Source organism: Lactobacillus sp. M0393, assembly GCF_016102025.1.
Lineage (GTDB): Bacteria > Bacillota > Bacilli > Lactobacillales > Lactobacillaceae > Lactobacillus > Lactobacillus melliventris.
On the sequence record NZ_JACFPK010000005.1, the window covers coordinates 128,187 to 142,426 of the forward strand.

15 protein-coding genes are annotated in these 14,240 nt (G+C 34.2%); 7 read left to right on the plus strand and 8 right to left on the minus strand.

The features are described 5' to 3' along the window. Positions 1 to 397: 397 nt before the first annotated feature. The 5 genes from hxlB to H3R29_RS05455 are packed head-to-tail and all read right to left on the minus strand — an operon-like array spanning position 398 to position 3,584. Positions 398 to 940 carry a 6-phospho-3-hexuloisomerase gene (hxlB, locus tag H3R29_RS05435; RefSeq protein WP_046325317.1) on the minus strand — a complete coding sequence of 181 codons (543 nt, stop codon included), beginning with the start codon at positions 938 to 940 and terminating at the stop codon, positions 398 to 400. A gap of 8 nt (positions 941 to 948) precedes the next feature. Then, complete coding sequence (locus H3R29_RS05440) at positions 949 to 1,395, minus strand: PTS sugar transporter subunit IIA (protein WP_046325316.1); 447 nt, start codon at positions 1,393 to 1,395, stop codon at positions 949 to 951. Continuing rightward, the gene (locus tag H3R29_RS05445; RefSeq protein ID WP_046325315.1) at positions 1,395 to 1,682 is read right to left on the minus strand and encodes a PTS galactitol transporter subunit IIB; all 288 of its coding nucleotides are present in this window, start codon (positions 1,680 to 1,682) and stop codon (positions 1,395 to 1,397) included. Before H3R29_RS05445 ends, H3R29_RS05440 begins: the two co-directional genes overlap by 1 nt. A gap of 18 nt (positions 1,683 to 1,700) precedes the next feature. After that, the gene (locus H3R29_RS05450; protein ID WP_198202698.1) at positions 1,701 to 3,059 is read right to left on the minus strand and encodes a PTS galactitol transporter subunit IIC; all 1,359 of its coding nucleotides are present in this window, start codon (positions 3,057 to 3,059) and stop codon (positions 1,701 to 1,703) included. A gap of 9 nt (positions 3,060 to 3,068) precedes the next feature. After that, positions 3,069 to 3,584, minus strand: coding sequence for an RpiB/LacA/LacB family sugar-phosphate isomerase (locus H3R29_RS05455; protein WP_046325313.1), 516 nt, complete (start codon positions 3,582 to 3,584; stop codon positions 3,069 to 3,071). A gap of 192 nt (positions 3,585 to 3,776) precedes the next feature. Here H3R29_RS05455 and H3R29_RS05460 point away from each other — a divergent pair, with 192 nt between their 5' ends. The 3 genes from H3R29_RS05460 (at position 3,777) to H3R29_RS05470 (ending at position 8,607) form a co-directional block, all read left to right on the plus strand. After that, entirely contained in the window at positions 3,777 to 4,538 is a 762-nt protein-coding gene (locus H3R29_RS05460; protein ID WP_046325312.1) for a DeoR/GlpR family DNA-binding transcription regulator, read from the plus strand. Between the two features lie 634 nt (positions 4,539 to 5,172). Continuing rightward, complete coding sequence (locus H3R29_RS05465) at positions 5,173 to 7,776, plus strand: cation-translocating P-type ATPase (protein ID WP_198202697.1); 2,604 nt, start codon at positions 5,173 to 5,175, stop codon at positions 7,774 to 7,776. A gap of 183 nt (positions 7,777 to 7,959) precedes the next feature. Next, on the plus strand, positions 7,960 to 8,607 hold the full coding sequence (locus H3R29_RS05470) for a hypothetical protein (protein WP_198202696.1): 648 nt from the start codon (positions 7,960 to 7,962) through the stop codon (positions 8,605 to 8,607). 204 nt (positions 8,608 to 8,811) lie between these two features. Here the strand turns inward: H3R29_RS05470 and H3R29_RS05475 are convergent, their stop codons facing one another. The 3 genes from H3R29_RS05475 to H3R29_RS05485 form a co-directional block, all read right to left on the minus strand. Beyond that, entirely contained in the window at positions 8,812 to 9,846 is a 1,035-nt protein-coding gene (locus H3R29_RS05475) for a linear amide C-N hydrolase (RefSeq protein WP_110446399.1), read from the minus strand. A gap of 181 nt (positions 9,847 to 10,027) precedes the next feature. Continuing rightward, positions 10,028 to 10,612 carry a DJ-1 family glyoxalase III gene (locus tag H3R29_RS05480; RefSeq protein ID WP_198202695.1) on the minus strand — a complete coding sequence of 195 codons (585 nt, stop codon included), beginning with the start codon at positions 10,610 to 10,612 and terminating at the stop codon, positions 10,028 to 10,030. A gap of 36 nt (positions 10,613 to 10,648) precedes the next feature. Continuing rightward, on the minus strand, positions 10,649 to 11,305 hold the full coding sequence (locus H3R29_RS05485) for an HAD family hydrolase (protein ID WP_187156772.1): 657 nt from the start codon (positions 11,303 to 11,305) through the stop codon (positions 10,649 to 10,651). 258 nt (positions 11,306 to 11,563) lie between these two features. Between H3R29_RS05485 and H3R29_RS05490 the strand changes: the two genes are divergently transcribed. From H3R29_RS05490 to H3R29_RS05505, 4 genes are all read left to right on the plus strand, one after another. After that, the gene (locus tag H3R29_RS05490; RefSeq protein ID WP_110446397.1) at positions 11,564 to 11,842 is read left to right on the plus strand and encodes an autorepressor SdpR family transcription factor; all 279 of its coding nucleotides are present in this window, start codon (positions 11,564 to 11,566) and stop codon (positions 11,840 to 11,842) included. Then, entirely contained in the window at positions 11,826 to 12,464 is a 639-nt protein-coding gene (locus H3R29_RS05495; protein ID WP_198214719.1) for an SdpI family protein, read from the plus strand. The genes H3R29_RS05490 and H3R29_RS05495 overlap by 17 nt, the downstream gene beginning before the upstream one ends. A 254-nt stretch (positions 12,465 to 12,718) precedes the next feature. Next, a complete protein-coding gene (locus H3R29_RS05500; protein ID WP_046325305.1) occupies positions 12,719 to 13,480 on the plus strand; it encodes a sulfite exporter TauE/SafE family protein in 762 nt (253 codons plus the stop codon). Between the two features lie 34 nt (positions 13,481 to 13,514). After that, entirely contained in the window at positions 13,515 to 14,195 is a 681-nt protein-coding gene (locus H3R29_RS05505; RefSeq protein WP_046325304.1) for a histidine phosphatase family protein, read from the plus strand. Positions 14,196 to 14,240 lie beyond the last annotated feature (45 nt).

Genomic DNA, 14,240 nt, shown 5'->3' on the forward strand with positions numbered 1-14,240 from the left:
TTATTTATTTTAGAGGATCGTAATATTCCTTGGTTAATGTAAGTACATTAGCAAACAATTTATATAATTAATAAAAGCACAAGATTTGGATTTCCAACTTGTGCTCTTTGTTTGTATATTACTGAAATTTAAACCTGATTTAAAGTTAATTCGCCTTGATCGTATCTGTTTCTAATTATAGTACTAAAGGTAGTACCTAATTAAATTTATAGAATTTTTCAAAACCACAAAGCATTTTTAAGATATGTTAAAGTACCTTCAGTTAACCCATCATCAAGGAAATTGTTTTAAGTTCCATGGTTTTTAACCATAAAAATACCCCCAAATTTGTCATAGACTTTGGGGGTTCATACCAATATTTATTGACTTTTATTTATATATGAGTTTCAATTTTTAATCATTCAATATCGGCATGGTTTTGTATCATTTGTTCCTCTGTAATATTAAGTTCTTTCATTAATCTCAAAACGATGCTGTCAAATAGAAGTAGTGAAAACTGTTCAAACAAAGCTCCCATTGGTTGAATAGATTTATTGTGCTCAAATTTAGATTGGGCATTAATTTGCACAACTATTTCACAAAATTGCGCTAATGGACTATTGTTATCAACAGTAAAGAGAATTTCTTTTAAACCGTTATTTTTTGCTATCTTCGCCTGGGCTATTAGTTTCTCTGATTTTCCCGAAGCAGAATTAAATATTAATAAGTCATTTGAATGTGTATGAGGAGAAGAAATTTCTCCAACAACGCTAACTTCTAGTCCCAATTGCAGTAACCTGTTAGCAAAGGATTTTATCATTAAGCCTGAACGACCTGAACCTGAAAAATAGATATGATTACTATTTATTATTAATTGACAGATTCTATTTAAAGTTTTTTCATCTACTGGATCATCAACATTATTGATTTCTTCGCATATTTTTTTTAATTCAAATGCCATATATTTTCCTAATTCAATTTTTGATAAAGATATTCTTCTAACTCTTTATCTTTCTTATTTTTAACACTTTGTAGAAAATCTTTATTTTGAAATAGTTTCATAAGGGTACGCAACATGGTTAAATGTTCATCACCTTTTGCTAAAGCTAAATTAAAAATAAAACTACATTTCACATCTTTTGATTTATCATCCATGCGACCAAATTTTACTGGATGAGAAAATCGAACAAAGCTAACACTGCTTGTGTTGACAAAGTTTTGATTTCCATGTGGAATCGCAATGCCTAAATCAGAATTAACTTGTAATCCTGTAGGAAAATCTTTTTCCCTTTCAATGCAGGCCTTAGTAAATTCATTAGATATTAATTTTTCAGCTAATAACGGTTTTCCAGCAATTTTGATAGCTTTTTGATAGTCTGGAATAATATCATTATTTGATTGTACAAAGATTTTCATTATTTGGTCAGCTCGTCTTTTATTTCTTCTAAAACTGAGTCCTCATTTATACCCGTTAAAAGGGCAGTTCCTACAATTATTGGTGTTGTAACATTTGGCTTATCCAATTTAGTGGATGAAACGATTAAATCATAGCCATTGAAAACATCATCTGTGCAGTCCATCAAAGATTTTTTATCTAAATTCACGTCAGAAACGCTTTGGTCATTCAAATAATCTTGTAGTTCTGCCAACATAACAGAAGATGATGCAATTCCATTTCCACAAACTACTAACACTTTTTTCATGATATATCTCCTTAATTTCTATTTAGCTAAAGAATTTTGTCTACGTTCATACTTTTTAAGCCAATAACCAAAAGCAACTATTATCACGGCAATCACAATATATGACCACAAGCCAAGACGAGAAGCTTCAGCAAACAAACCTGTAAATGGATTAGCTGATGGATTTAATGATGAATACATAACGCCATTTTTAGCACCACTGCCAAATTCTCTGAATACTTGGGTTGTTGGTTTGGCCATCCAAGAAGCTATATATAATCCTGGAGTAAACATTAAAATTGAAGTAATCCAAGTTCTAATAATGTTGCCATGAAAAATAGGAACCATACATGCAATAAAGAATACAAATTGGGATAAGTCACCCATCGGCATGACTTTATTGCCAGGAAGAAAGACTGCAATAATTTCGATGACTGGGATTAAAAGCAAGGCTGGTGCAATTACGTCAGGATTTCCTATTACTAGTGCAGTATCCATACCTACTGTAATATCACGGCCTTTGAAGGCTTTAGTCATTTTCTTTCGAACAGCATTTGATAAAGGCACCAGACCTTCCATCATGATGGAAGTCATTTTTGGTAACAAGAGCATAACGGCTGCTAGGTACATACCTAAATGTAAACTTTGAATTATTGTATCGCCAGGATTTGACCAGTTATAACCTGCAAACCCCAAGAGAACACCAATGATAAAACCTACAATAGTGGGGTCACCAAACACGCCAAATTTTTTCTGAATAGTTTCAGCGGTTACATTCCATTTTCTGACTCCTGGAATATGATCAAAAATCCAATTCATAGGGTAGGCAAAAATCATATATGTATTTGCAACGGGGTGTGAAATAGAAACTCCTTCAGGTAAATTAAAGAATTTTTCATTCTGCTTAGCTCCTAAATCAGCCATAAATAATGCCCACATATGAAAAATACCAGCGGTAAGTAAACCATACCAGAAATTACCAGAGTAAGCATATACAATCGCGCCCATTGAGGCGTTCTGGTGTAGGTTGAAAACATCAACATTTATACAGTCTGTCAATTTTAACAGTAATAAAATAATATTAATACCTACGCACAAAGGAATTATAACTGCTCCGACTTTTGAGCCGAAACCCATAACTGCTGTCGCTGCGCCACCAACGTCAATTGCTTGCAATGAAGAGCCAGTTCTTTTAGCTAAGCCAGTAATTGCTGGTTGCATTTTATCAAGCATGAAAGAAGTGACCATGGTCAAAGCTATAAAACCAATACCAACTTTCATGGCAGAAGAAATTGATTCTGCCCATGACCGACCTACAGCTTTCATTAACACTAAAAATATTAAAGGAATAAAAATAAAGTTACCAAGATTATTAATAAATTGAGTAATTATTTCCATTTTTAACTCCTATTCTTCCGTGAAACCCATGTTCCAAGCTACATAATCAGGCTTTTTCAGATTACGGTCATCATCTTTTTTGGCTTCCAATAAGTTTGCTCTAGAATTTGGTCTGGAATTTTTAAAATCAAATGGTTCATCTAAGAAAGCATCAAGTACCATTTCCATGTAAGGTAAACCATTTACTCTCGCTCCCAAGCCTATGATTTGGACATTGTTGCTTAACCTTGCCCTTTTAGCAGAGTACGGATTAGTTACTGCTGTTGCTCTTATACCCCAGTGTTTATTAGCCTGCATAGTAAAACCAATTCCTGTGCCACATATATATACACCTAATCTGCACTCATCTTTTTGAATAACTTCTGCCATCTTATCAGCTAATTTAGCAAAAGTATTCTTGCCATCTTCAGGCTTTTTAACGGGATCCCAAACGACTCTGTAATTCTTTTCTTCCTCCAAGTATTTCTTGATGGCTTCTTTCCGCTCGAAACCAATATCATCACATGCTATTGCTATTTTTTTCATACAATTTCCTTTCTGTAAACGCTTAATGTTATTACAAAGCCAATTATAAAATTTGTTTTAATTGGTGTCAACCGCAAAAATATACTTTTTTAGTAATTAAAAGCAATTAAAACCAATTTTTATAGCATAGAAGTAACAAAAATTATAATCTATGATATTCTTGAGTAAAAAGTTTAAAAGGTGAGTAAATAAATGAAATTAACGAATAAAAGAAGAAATGATATTTTAACTGAAATCATAAAGAAAGGTAGTGTTACAGTTCATCACCTTTCAAACGAATTTTCAGTTAGCTACGAGACTATCCGTAAAGATTTAACTTTCCTAGACCAAAAAGGTTACATTATTAAAGAACATGGTGGAGCGACAGCCTTAAATAGTCTTATTGAAAACTCGTTTACTGTGAGACAAGAAAAGCAAATCAAATTAAAAAAATTAATAGCAGTTGCAGCATTCAAACTTATATTAGATAATTCGTCGATTATTCTTGGGTCAGGTAGCACAGTTTTAGAGTTGGCAAAATTATTAGTAGCTAAAAAGAATTTAAAAATTTATACTGATTCTTTTCCTGTAGCAACTGCGTTAGCAAATTCAGACAATGAACTTTATTTTTTTGGTGGAAAAATTAGAGCTAAATCATCCTCGGTTTATGGGGGATGGACTAATGAAGCAATTAATAGTATAAAAGCTAATATGTGTTTTATAGGTTCAGATAATTTTGCTGGTCATAACGGTCCAACGACGCCTTCATATTCTGATTATGGTGTTGATAAGCTTTTATTAGAGCATTCAAATAAAAAATATGTTCTAGCTGATTCTACTAAATTTGAAGGATCGAGTCTTTATCAAATAACAAATTGGGAAAATATAACTGCCTTAATAACTAATGTAATTTCGAAAGCTCAAGTAGATAGTTTGGCTTCTTTAACTAATATTATTCAAGCAAAAAATTCTTAAGTAAAAAAGACAATTAGCAATTAAGAACATAAAAAATAACCAGTCAGTACAAAAGTGGCTGGTTATTTTAATAAATTTAGTTTTTAATCAACTACAATCGTGTCGTACTCTTATTTGAACATAATCACTGTTAACGGCTTATAAAAGAAGTAAGAATTTTTGCTTAAGCTGTGTTGACAAAAAAGTATGTTCGACTATTAGTCAGATTTTAAAAAGTAATTTATAAAACGCTTTAAATAACAAAATTAATTATTTAGCAAAAAATTGAGCTTTTTCAGCCTTATAATGCTAACAGTATAAGCATTAAAGTAGCTCAAAAATAACAATTCATGTAAAATAATAATAAGCTTGTATAGGAAAGAGGATGCTTAGTTTAGAAATTAAATTTTTAAGCTAAAGACAATTTATAAAAAACGTTGTTAATTAACAACTACTTTTTAAATACTAAATGAGCAGAAAACTTCGGATAGCTATCAGAGGCTTTCTGCTTTTTTAAAAGTAAATAACTCATTGTCTTTAATACATAAAATTAAATTGAGGCCTTTAAAGAGCCAAATAACTTCGGTAAATTAACTTATCTATACAAACAGCTTAACTGTAATTTATTTCATAAGCGAATAATGGAGGAGATAGCATGTCCCAAAAGTCAGAACTACTATTCACGAAAACCCCCAAGTCCGGTTTAACTGCTGCTGAAGTAGAACAAAAGCGCGGTGAATTCGGCACTAATGAGTTGCTCGAAAAACGCCCGGTTCCATTGTATAGAAAAATATGGCATCATCTTAAAGATATTTCATCTCTTGTGCTTTTATTAGCAATAATTCTAGCGACATATATGGCTGTTTTTCAAAACGGCGGTTGGACCAAAACCATTGTAATCAGCCTAATTTTGGTCATTAATGTGGTAATTGGAATGTACCAGGAAGCTTCTGCGGAAAGATCACTTGCAGCTCTCAAAGAAATGAGTTTGCCAACAGCTAATGGTCGGCGTGATGGGCACGATGTGACAATCGCTGCTGCAGAACTAGTGCCCGGAGATTTGATTTATCTTAACACTGGTGATCAGGTTCCAGCAGATGCTGTGATTTTAGATGAAACTAATTTGGCGGTTGATGAAGCAATTTTAACCGGTGAAAGTTTACCTGTTTCTAAAAAAAGCTTTCAACCAAAAAATAATTTGACTAGTGATGAACGTGTGTACTCAGGAACTTCAGTTGTTAGTGGCCGGGCATTTGTTCAAGTTAATGCAATTGGTATGGCAACTGAGCTCGGTAAAATTGCGGGTCTTTTAAATGAAACTCATAAACGGGAAACTCCTCTTCAAGGTAAGTTAGACAGCCTGTCAAAATGGATGACATTTTTTGCTGGTCTAGGTGGACTGATGATTTTTGCCTTAAGCATAGGACTGCAAAATAATAGCTTAACTGATAGCTTAATGATTGGGCTATCTTTAGCAGTTGCGGCTGTACCTGAAACTTTGCCAATTATTGTTACTATCAGTTTATCCCGCGGTGTCAAAAGAATGGCTAACCGCAATGCTATTATCAGACAGATTGGTGCCGTAGAAACAATTGGCAATGTTGACGTTATTGCGACTGATAAAACAGGTACTTTAACTCAAAATAAAATGACTATTACCAAGTATTGGACTCCAGAAACCGGCATTAAAAAAGCTGCTGATTTACCAGACGCTGGTCAAAATTTGTTAAAGATGTTAGGTTTAGCTAATAATGCTAAAATCATGGAAAAAGACGGTTCAGAAGAAGTTGTTGGTGATGCTACTGAAGTTGCAATTGTGAACTGGTTACACGCGCAGGGAAGTTCTCGCCAGCTGTTAGAAGAAAAAGCCCCTCGGATAGCGGAAGATCCGTTTGATTCTGATAAAAAAATGATGTCCACTGTCCATCGTCTAGATAATGGCAACCAATTGGTAATTGTCAAAGGGGCTTGGGATAGATTACCCTTAGATGAAAAAGAACCAATTAAAGCGGGCCAAAAGGCTCATGATGATCTGGCTAGAGCAGCGCTAAGGGTGCTGGCAGTAGGATATAAAATAATTCCTGCTACTGCTGATCCAACCAATTGGAATGAAAATAACTCTAACTTGCAGCTTGCAGGTATGATTGGCTTAATTGACCCACCTCGGCCGGAAGCAAGAGCGGCTGTTCATAGAGCAAAACAAGCAGGTATCAAAACCATAATGATAACTGGCGACCATCTTGTGACCGCTGAAGCAATTGCTAAAGAAATTGGCATTTTGGAGTCAGGCCAAAAAGCAATTACAGGAACCGATTTACAGAAAATGTCGGACACTGAATTAAAAAATTGTATTCAAGATATCAGTGTTTATGCTCGTGTTACTCCTAGTGATAAAATTCGGATAGTTCAAGCTTGGCAAGAACTTAATAAAACAGTTGCCATGACAGGTGATGGTGTGAACGATGCACCAGCATTGAAAGCTGCGGATGTTGGTATTGCCATGGGTATCACAGGCACAGAAGTGGCAAAAGAATCTGCGGATATGGTTCTGACTGATGATAACTTTGCTACAATTATTAAAGCTGTGGCGGAGGGTAGAACAGTCTACCAAAATATTATTAAAGCGGTAGAGTTCTTAATTGGTGTTAATTTTGCTCAAATGTTCTTAATGGTTATCAGTACAATTTTGGGTTGGGGTGCACCACTATTAGCTGAACAATTATTAATTATCAATGTGCTTGCCGATGGGTTACCAGGATTCTTTATTAGTAAAGAACCGGGTGAACCAAATATAATGGATCAAGATCCAATAGGTAATGAGGAGAGCCTTCTTGGACGCGGATTAATGCAAAGAATGATTGTTAGAGCGACAACTTTCACAGTTTTAACTCTGGGAGTTTACGCCTATGGTAAATTTGTTATTTCACCTAATGACGCGCAAGTGAGTATGACTTTAGTCTTTTTAGTTTTAGCCCTTGGCTCCATGATTGATATCTACGCTATTAAAGATTCTCAACCAATCACTGTGCAAACATTTAAATCCAATAAAATGCTTAATTGGGGACTGTTACTAAGTATGATACTGGTTTTATCGCTGACACTCTTACCTCGTTTGCGACAGTTTTTGCACTTGGCCTTGCTACCCGTTCAAGGCTGGCTGGTCGTTTTGATTGGTAGTTTAATTCCTATTTTTGTTTTGGAAATGAATAAACGTTTGACTAGCAACATTAAAATGGAAGTAGAAAAAAATAGTTGCTAAAGAATTGATTTCAAAATAAGTCTTGAAAGTTGTCTTACTTTTAGGGCTTATTTATTTTGTCAAAATTGTTAAGCGTTTTACATTTTTTATAGTTAAATAATTAATTATTATTGACATATAAATGTAATAAAGTTACAATTTCGTTACAAGTAATTAATATAGTTTGCTTTTTGAGCTTTGAAAATGAAACACAAGTATTTGAGAACAGTTTTATGTTCTACAGTCACCCTTTTTTCCTTTACGGCGCTGGCTAATTCAACTATAGTTAAAGCTGAAAATATTGACACCGCCAAGTCAGCAGCGGTTAGTCGGACAACCGAACCGGGTATGACCGTTACGCCTGCTAAACGGTTTGCTAAAGAAGGTTACGTATTTAAATTGGCACGGAATGCTGTTGTTTATCCCGCAGTTAATGATGTTATCAATGATACTTCTAAACCATTTGGCAAAAGCTGGGTTAAGAAAATGGCAGATAAAAATGTCAAATTTAAGATTACTGAATTTGGTACCAGTAAGGTTGAATTACTCGCGCATATAGTTGATCAAAGTGGCAAAAATCACGGCTGGGTTAGCTTCTTTAATGGCGATCTTTATAATAAAAATGTTAAGAAAAAAGCTTTACAGCCATTGATCAAAGCAGAATTAAAAGTCATGGATTTACAATTTGAAGGCAAAAAGCCGTCATTGATTCCTGCTAAAAATGAGGCTCGAAAGTTACAAGGTCAAAACAAAAAGATTGCCAATAAATCAATAAAGGAAATAAAAGGCTGGATTGCTTATAAAGGAGATTTAGCTTATACACATTATCCATCATTATTGGTTGGTAAATAGTGATTATTTATAAAAATGAGTCTAGGAAATACTCTAACCTAACTAAAAAGGCTGACAGATCACGTCAATAAAACGTTGATTTGTCGGTCTTTTTAAATTGTAAAATTTTTTAATTTAACTTCAAAGAGCCATTTTTCCTAGACTCATTTTGTTTCAAATAGAACAATTAAAAGACTAATGACTCAAATCAACTGGTAATAAATTTTAAGCTAGAGCTTTTTGTCTTTTAGTTTCTAATACTTTAAAGTCGTGTTGAATAGATTGAGTGATTTTAGACGTTGTGTCAGGGTCCAGAACAAACTTGGTCATTGTTGGGCAGTCTTCGGGTTGAATATATAAACTTCTGCTTGAAACATCATATCCTGCCCAGTAACCAGAATAATCACATTTGTCTTCACCCTCGTGAAGATGTTCTAGTCCCCGTGGAATCATGACGGATTTAAAGACGTTATATAATTGTGGAATTCCTTGATCAGAGTGGAATGGTGCTAAAAATTTAGAAATAAATGTACCACGAACAAAACGTGATGGTGCGGTATAGTCACCGGGTAAACCTAATAATCCAGAACCACTTTCAATTTGTTTAATATCTAGTTGATCAGTAATTTGGTGATGACCCAAATTGTGATTAGTTAAATGTAAGTAATTCCGTAAATTGTCAAGATGCCAAGGATATTCCGGACTATTGGTCATCACACCAATGCCATCATAAATTTTGAAGGCACCATTGTTAACTGGTTCTATGATTACGCTTTTGCCGCTAGAATCACTAAAGGTATAATGCATTGGAATTGGAGTAGGGATGCCCGTGTCAGCATGTTCCCAATCAGGATAATTAGTTTTTTCCTGACCTAAATGTTTGAATGCTTCTTTAATTTCTGCGATAGAACCAAAATTACTTAAAACATAGGCAACAACTTCTTCACCAATGATTGGCTTTAATCCGCGCTTTTTAAGATTTTCTACTGTATCCCAAGAGGCCTCTTCTAAAAATTGTGCATCTCCTACGATTCCAGCACTATTAATGCCATCGTTAAAGAAAAGCGAATCATTGACGTTGATACCCATAAATGGATATTTAGTCGTCCAACTTTGGTGCAAACCTTTTAATTCATAATTTGCAGGAAATGTAGTCATTTTGCTATCCGCACTTGGTTTGAAGGGGTCGAAGGTAAAGTCCATTGTCCGTCCCCAAAATACGTCCCCACTATCTGACTTGATTGCAATAGTTGTGCACATTTTAATACCTCCTGTTATTAAATTTTAAGTGTAATTTAATTCTATCATGTTTATTTAAAGCTAGGCAATTAAGTGCTTTGTTTCTGGTTTTGACTGAAAAAGTTAGTAAAGTATTGAATAATCATAATGGCAAAATAAAAGGGTGAAGCAGTTAAGCTTCACCTTTATTATTGGTGTTAAATTATAAACTGTCTTGAATATTATCGGCTAGGTAATTGTATAGCATGCCCACCTTTAGGTTCTTAGTGTCAATTCCCAGCGCTTCCGCAATTGCGTATGCAAATGCCCAGGCAGTTGCAGGACCACGACTGGTAATTACTTTGTGAACATTATCAGTAACAGTAATAGTTTCCTTGAAATGTCCGCTTGGAGCATCTTTTTTAGTTTGTTCTTCAAAGCCAGGGTAGCAAGTATAATCAGCATCAGCTATAACGCCATAACGGGCAAGAGCAATGGGGGCAGCACACATTGCGGCATCCCATTGGTTAGCGTTATGCCGTTTTATCATCAGATCTGCCAGTTTTTTATTATCCCGTAAATTTTCTGCTCCGGTTGTTCCACCTGGAAGAGCTACTACGTCATAATCCAATAGACTATCGTCAACAGTTTTATCACAAGTAAGTTTGATATTGTGTGCACCATTTACCCTTGTACTAGTAAGCCCAACCATATCAGCTTGAATACCTAAGCGTCGTAATACATCAATAACGCTTAAACCTTCAACTTCTTCACAACCATCGGCAAAAATCACAGCTACTTTTTTCATTTGTTTTACCTCACAATTCTTATACTTTATTATAAACTAGCTTAATTCTAGGTAAAATAATAAATCACTTAATTTATTTAAATGTAAGGTTGGGTGAGGGCTAATTGGCATTTTTACTTTTTTAGGGGCAAGCCAAAGAGAATCTAGGTTAGCATTTGCGGCACCCTGAATTTCATCGACTAAGTTTGTACCAATCACTAGACAAGTAGCTGGCGACAGATTTTGCTGGTGCAATATTGTTGTCAAAACCTTTTTATCTGGTAATTTACTAGTCAAGTCATCTTTAAAATAAACTGCGGAAAAATAATTTAATAGTTCTGTGCTCTGCATGCGGGATGAAGCCACGTCCTTTTTTTCTTTTGTCAGCAAAATCAAGTTAACTTTATTTTTCACTTCATCTAAAAAAGGCAAGACATCTTTATTTAACTGATCTTGTTTTTGCAGCTGGTTGTCAAAAGCCTGTTTCGCAGAAATCCAGTCATTTTTAAAGAATTCCTGCAAAGTTAATTTAATGCGTTCATCAAATCCTAGTAATTTAATCTTTTCCTGTACTGAGTTATATTGTATGCGCTGAGCTGGACCAAATTCTCTGCCTGCCAACTTCAAAGTCTGACTAAGTGCATTTAGTTCTGCAACTTTTTCGTTTAATAAGCTTCCTTCAAGAATAAAAATTAAAGTTTCATATTTTGCCAAGTGTACTTTTCCTTTCATTAACTAACCCTCTGCATTATAACGATTAGCTAAGCTAAATTAAAGACAAATATTTATGAACAAGTTTTTACTCATAATTTTTCTGAGTTCTCACACAGCCACCTGAATAGTTTTATTATTTTTACCATAGTTCAAGGATTTTTGATTAACATGTTAAAAATTATTGTTTTTTGTAAAAATTGTGATACTATTTAGATAAATATCTAATTAGATATTTGTCTAAATAGAAAGGAAACTAATGTGAGCTTTGAAACTAGTTTTAAAGCATTGTCCGATCCAGTGCGTCGCAAAATATTGCAGCTTTTAAAAAATGGACCAATGTCGGCAGGAGATATTGCTAATCATTTTAATATGACTAAAGCTACTATTTCCTACCACCTTAATATGCTGAAAAAGGCTGATTTAATTGAAGAGGAACACGAAAAAAACTTTATTTATTATTCGCTAAACACTTCTATTATAGAAGAAATTATGGGTTGGTTTGTGGACCTGAAAGGAGATCATGATGAAAAAGAATAGTATTCGTCAAACAGAATTAATCTCGTTTCTGCTAATCTTATTTCCAATTTTGACCGGAGCATTTTTATATAATCGTTTGCCGCAAAAAATGGCCACACACTTTGGGATGACTGATATGCCAAATGCTTTTAGCAATAAATTATGGGTTATTATTGGTCTGCCTTTTTTGGGAATTATGCTTCAAGTAATGGTTTTTTTTATATTACACAATCAAAAAGAAACCAAAAATCTTGATTTTAAGATAGTTAATATTACCCTTTGGCTTGTTCCTGTTATTACTAATATCGTAAATCTGTCACTTTATGCCTATGCACTGGGTCATAAAGTAAAAGGCTCCTTTATACTTAGTGCTTTTTTGGGACTGTTCTTTATTATTTTTGGTAATTATCTGCCTAAAGTTAGTCCTAATCATGTCGTTGGCATTAAATTACCATGGACTTTGAATAATACGGAAAATTGGCGTAAAACACACAGATTTGCCGGATGGATCTTTTTTATCAGCGGCATTATTCTGCTTCTAACTTCTTATTGGGAAATGTATTGGACGGTTATATCCGTCACTATTATAGTTATTTTGATTCCAACTTCTTACTCATATTTATTGAGTAAGAAAGGGTATTAAGTAACTTAAGAAACTGAGAGATGAATTTAAAGTAAAATATTTATTTTAAAGAAGAATGGGCTTTATTATCGACTAAAGTTAATTCTTTTTTTGTGTGCAAAAACTGTATGTTTCAGTAATTATTAGTTAAAGACAAATTTGTTAAAGCCAATTTCATTATTAAATAGATAATTGGTCAGAATTAAAATACCTGCTTAAATTATTTTGCAAGAGCATTATAATAGAAATTAACTTTAAAAAGGGAGTTAGTTTGAATGGCAGCTATTTTTTCAGTAATTTTTATCTTAATTGGAGGCGTGGCCAGTGGATTGTTGTCGTCAGTAGCTTCAATGGCTTCTCTTGCTTCATATCCGGTATTACTAGCTGTTGGTATTCCACCAGTTTATGCCAACGTCACAAATGATGCTGCCTTGATTTGGACTAGTATTGGTTCTACTATTTCTTCGACAAAGGAACTTAAAGGACATTGGCACCAAGTTGCCTTTTACTCGATATTTACGGTTGTAGGTTCTTTAATTGGCTGTCGTTTATTATTAGCTTTCCCATCGAGTGTTTTTGAAAAAGTGGTACCAATTTTTATTGCTGGTTCGGGTGTTTTAGTAATTGTTTCAGGTAAGCATCATAGTTTAGAGCCGCATAAAAGACCACTGTGGCAGGAAATTTTTTATATTGCTGCATTATTAGGTATGGGCGTTTACACTGGCTATTTTGGAGCAGCCGGCGGAGTAATTGTGCTGGTTTTGTTAACTTATATTACTGATGAAAAGTTTATTGTCGTTAATGCAATCAAAAATGTCATCTGCGGCCTGGCTAATCTGGTAGCACTAATTGTCTTTATTTTTACTTCGCGTATATATTGGCTGCAGGCTATTCCTCTTGCTATCGGCATGTTTATAGGTGGCTATTTGGGGATGGATGTCTTGCGCAAAGTTCCGGCCAAATATGTCCGCATCTTTATTGCAACTTTAGCTTTTATTCAAGCTGGGTATTTCTTTTACAAAGCATATATGTTATAGTTTAAAACACGCTATAAAGGAAGGAGAATGCAAATTGGCAACGGAAATTTATTTTGTCCGCCACGGCGAAACAATGTTTAACCAGTTAAACAAAGTTCAAGGATGGTGTGATTCTCCCTTAACGGTTAAAGGAATTAATGATCTGAAGATTACTGCGCGAGCTTTAAGTCAAGTTCATTTTGACAATATGTATTCTTCTGATTTAAAACGTGCAATTGATACAGTTCACCTGATGAAAGATGCCAATCAAGTTTCAGAAATCGGTAAAATAAAAAAATTACCCGAATTTCGGGAAGTATTTTTTGGTTCATTTGAAGGTGATGATATTGAAGATACATGGAGACAGGTTGCACTGGCAGCAGGTGTTGGACCACAAACAGATGTAACCAAAATTATCAATCAAGTTGGTATTTATGAGTTTCGCGAAGCAACCAAAAAGGCCGATCCACGTCATTTAGCTGAAAATAAAAAAGAACTGGATGAACGAATGGTAAGGGCGATTAATGTTCTTCATGAATTAACTAAAAATGAAAAGAGAGTTTTGTTAGTTTCTCATGGTGATTTTTTAAAAACCCTGGCAATTAAATATTGGAATCAGAGTGACGGTCTTCATGATATTAATTTTCCCAATAATGGTAGTGTAACTCGGGGAATACTTCGTGAAGATGGCAATTTTGAAATTATAGATTATAATATAAATGCTGAAGATATGTAAAGTCCTGCTTAAAAGTAGGACTTTTTTCGCCCTTAGGCATTGAAA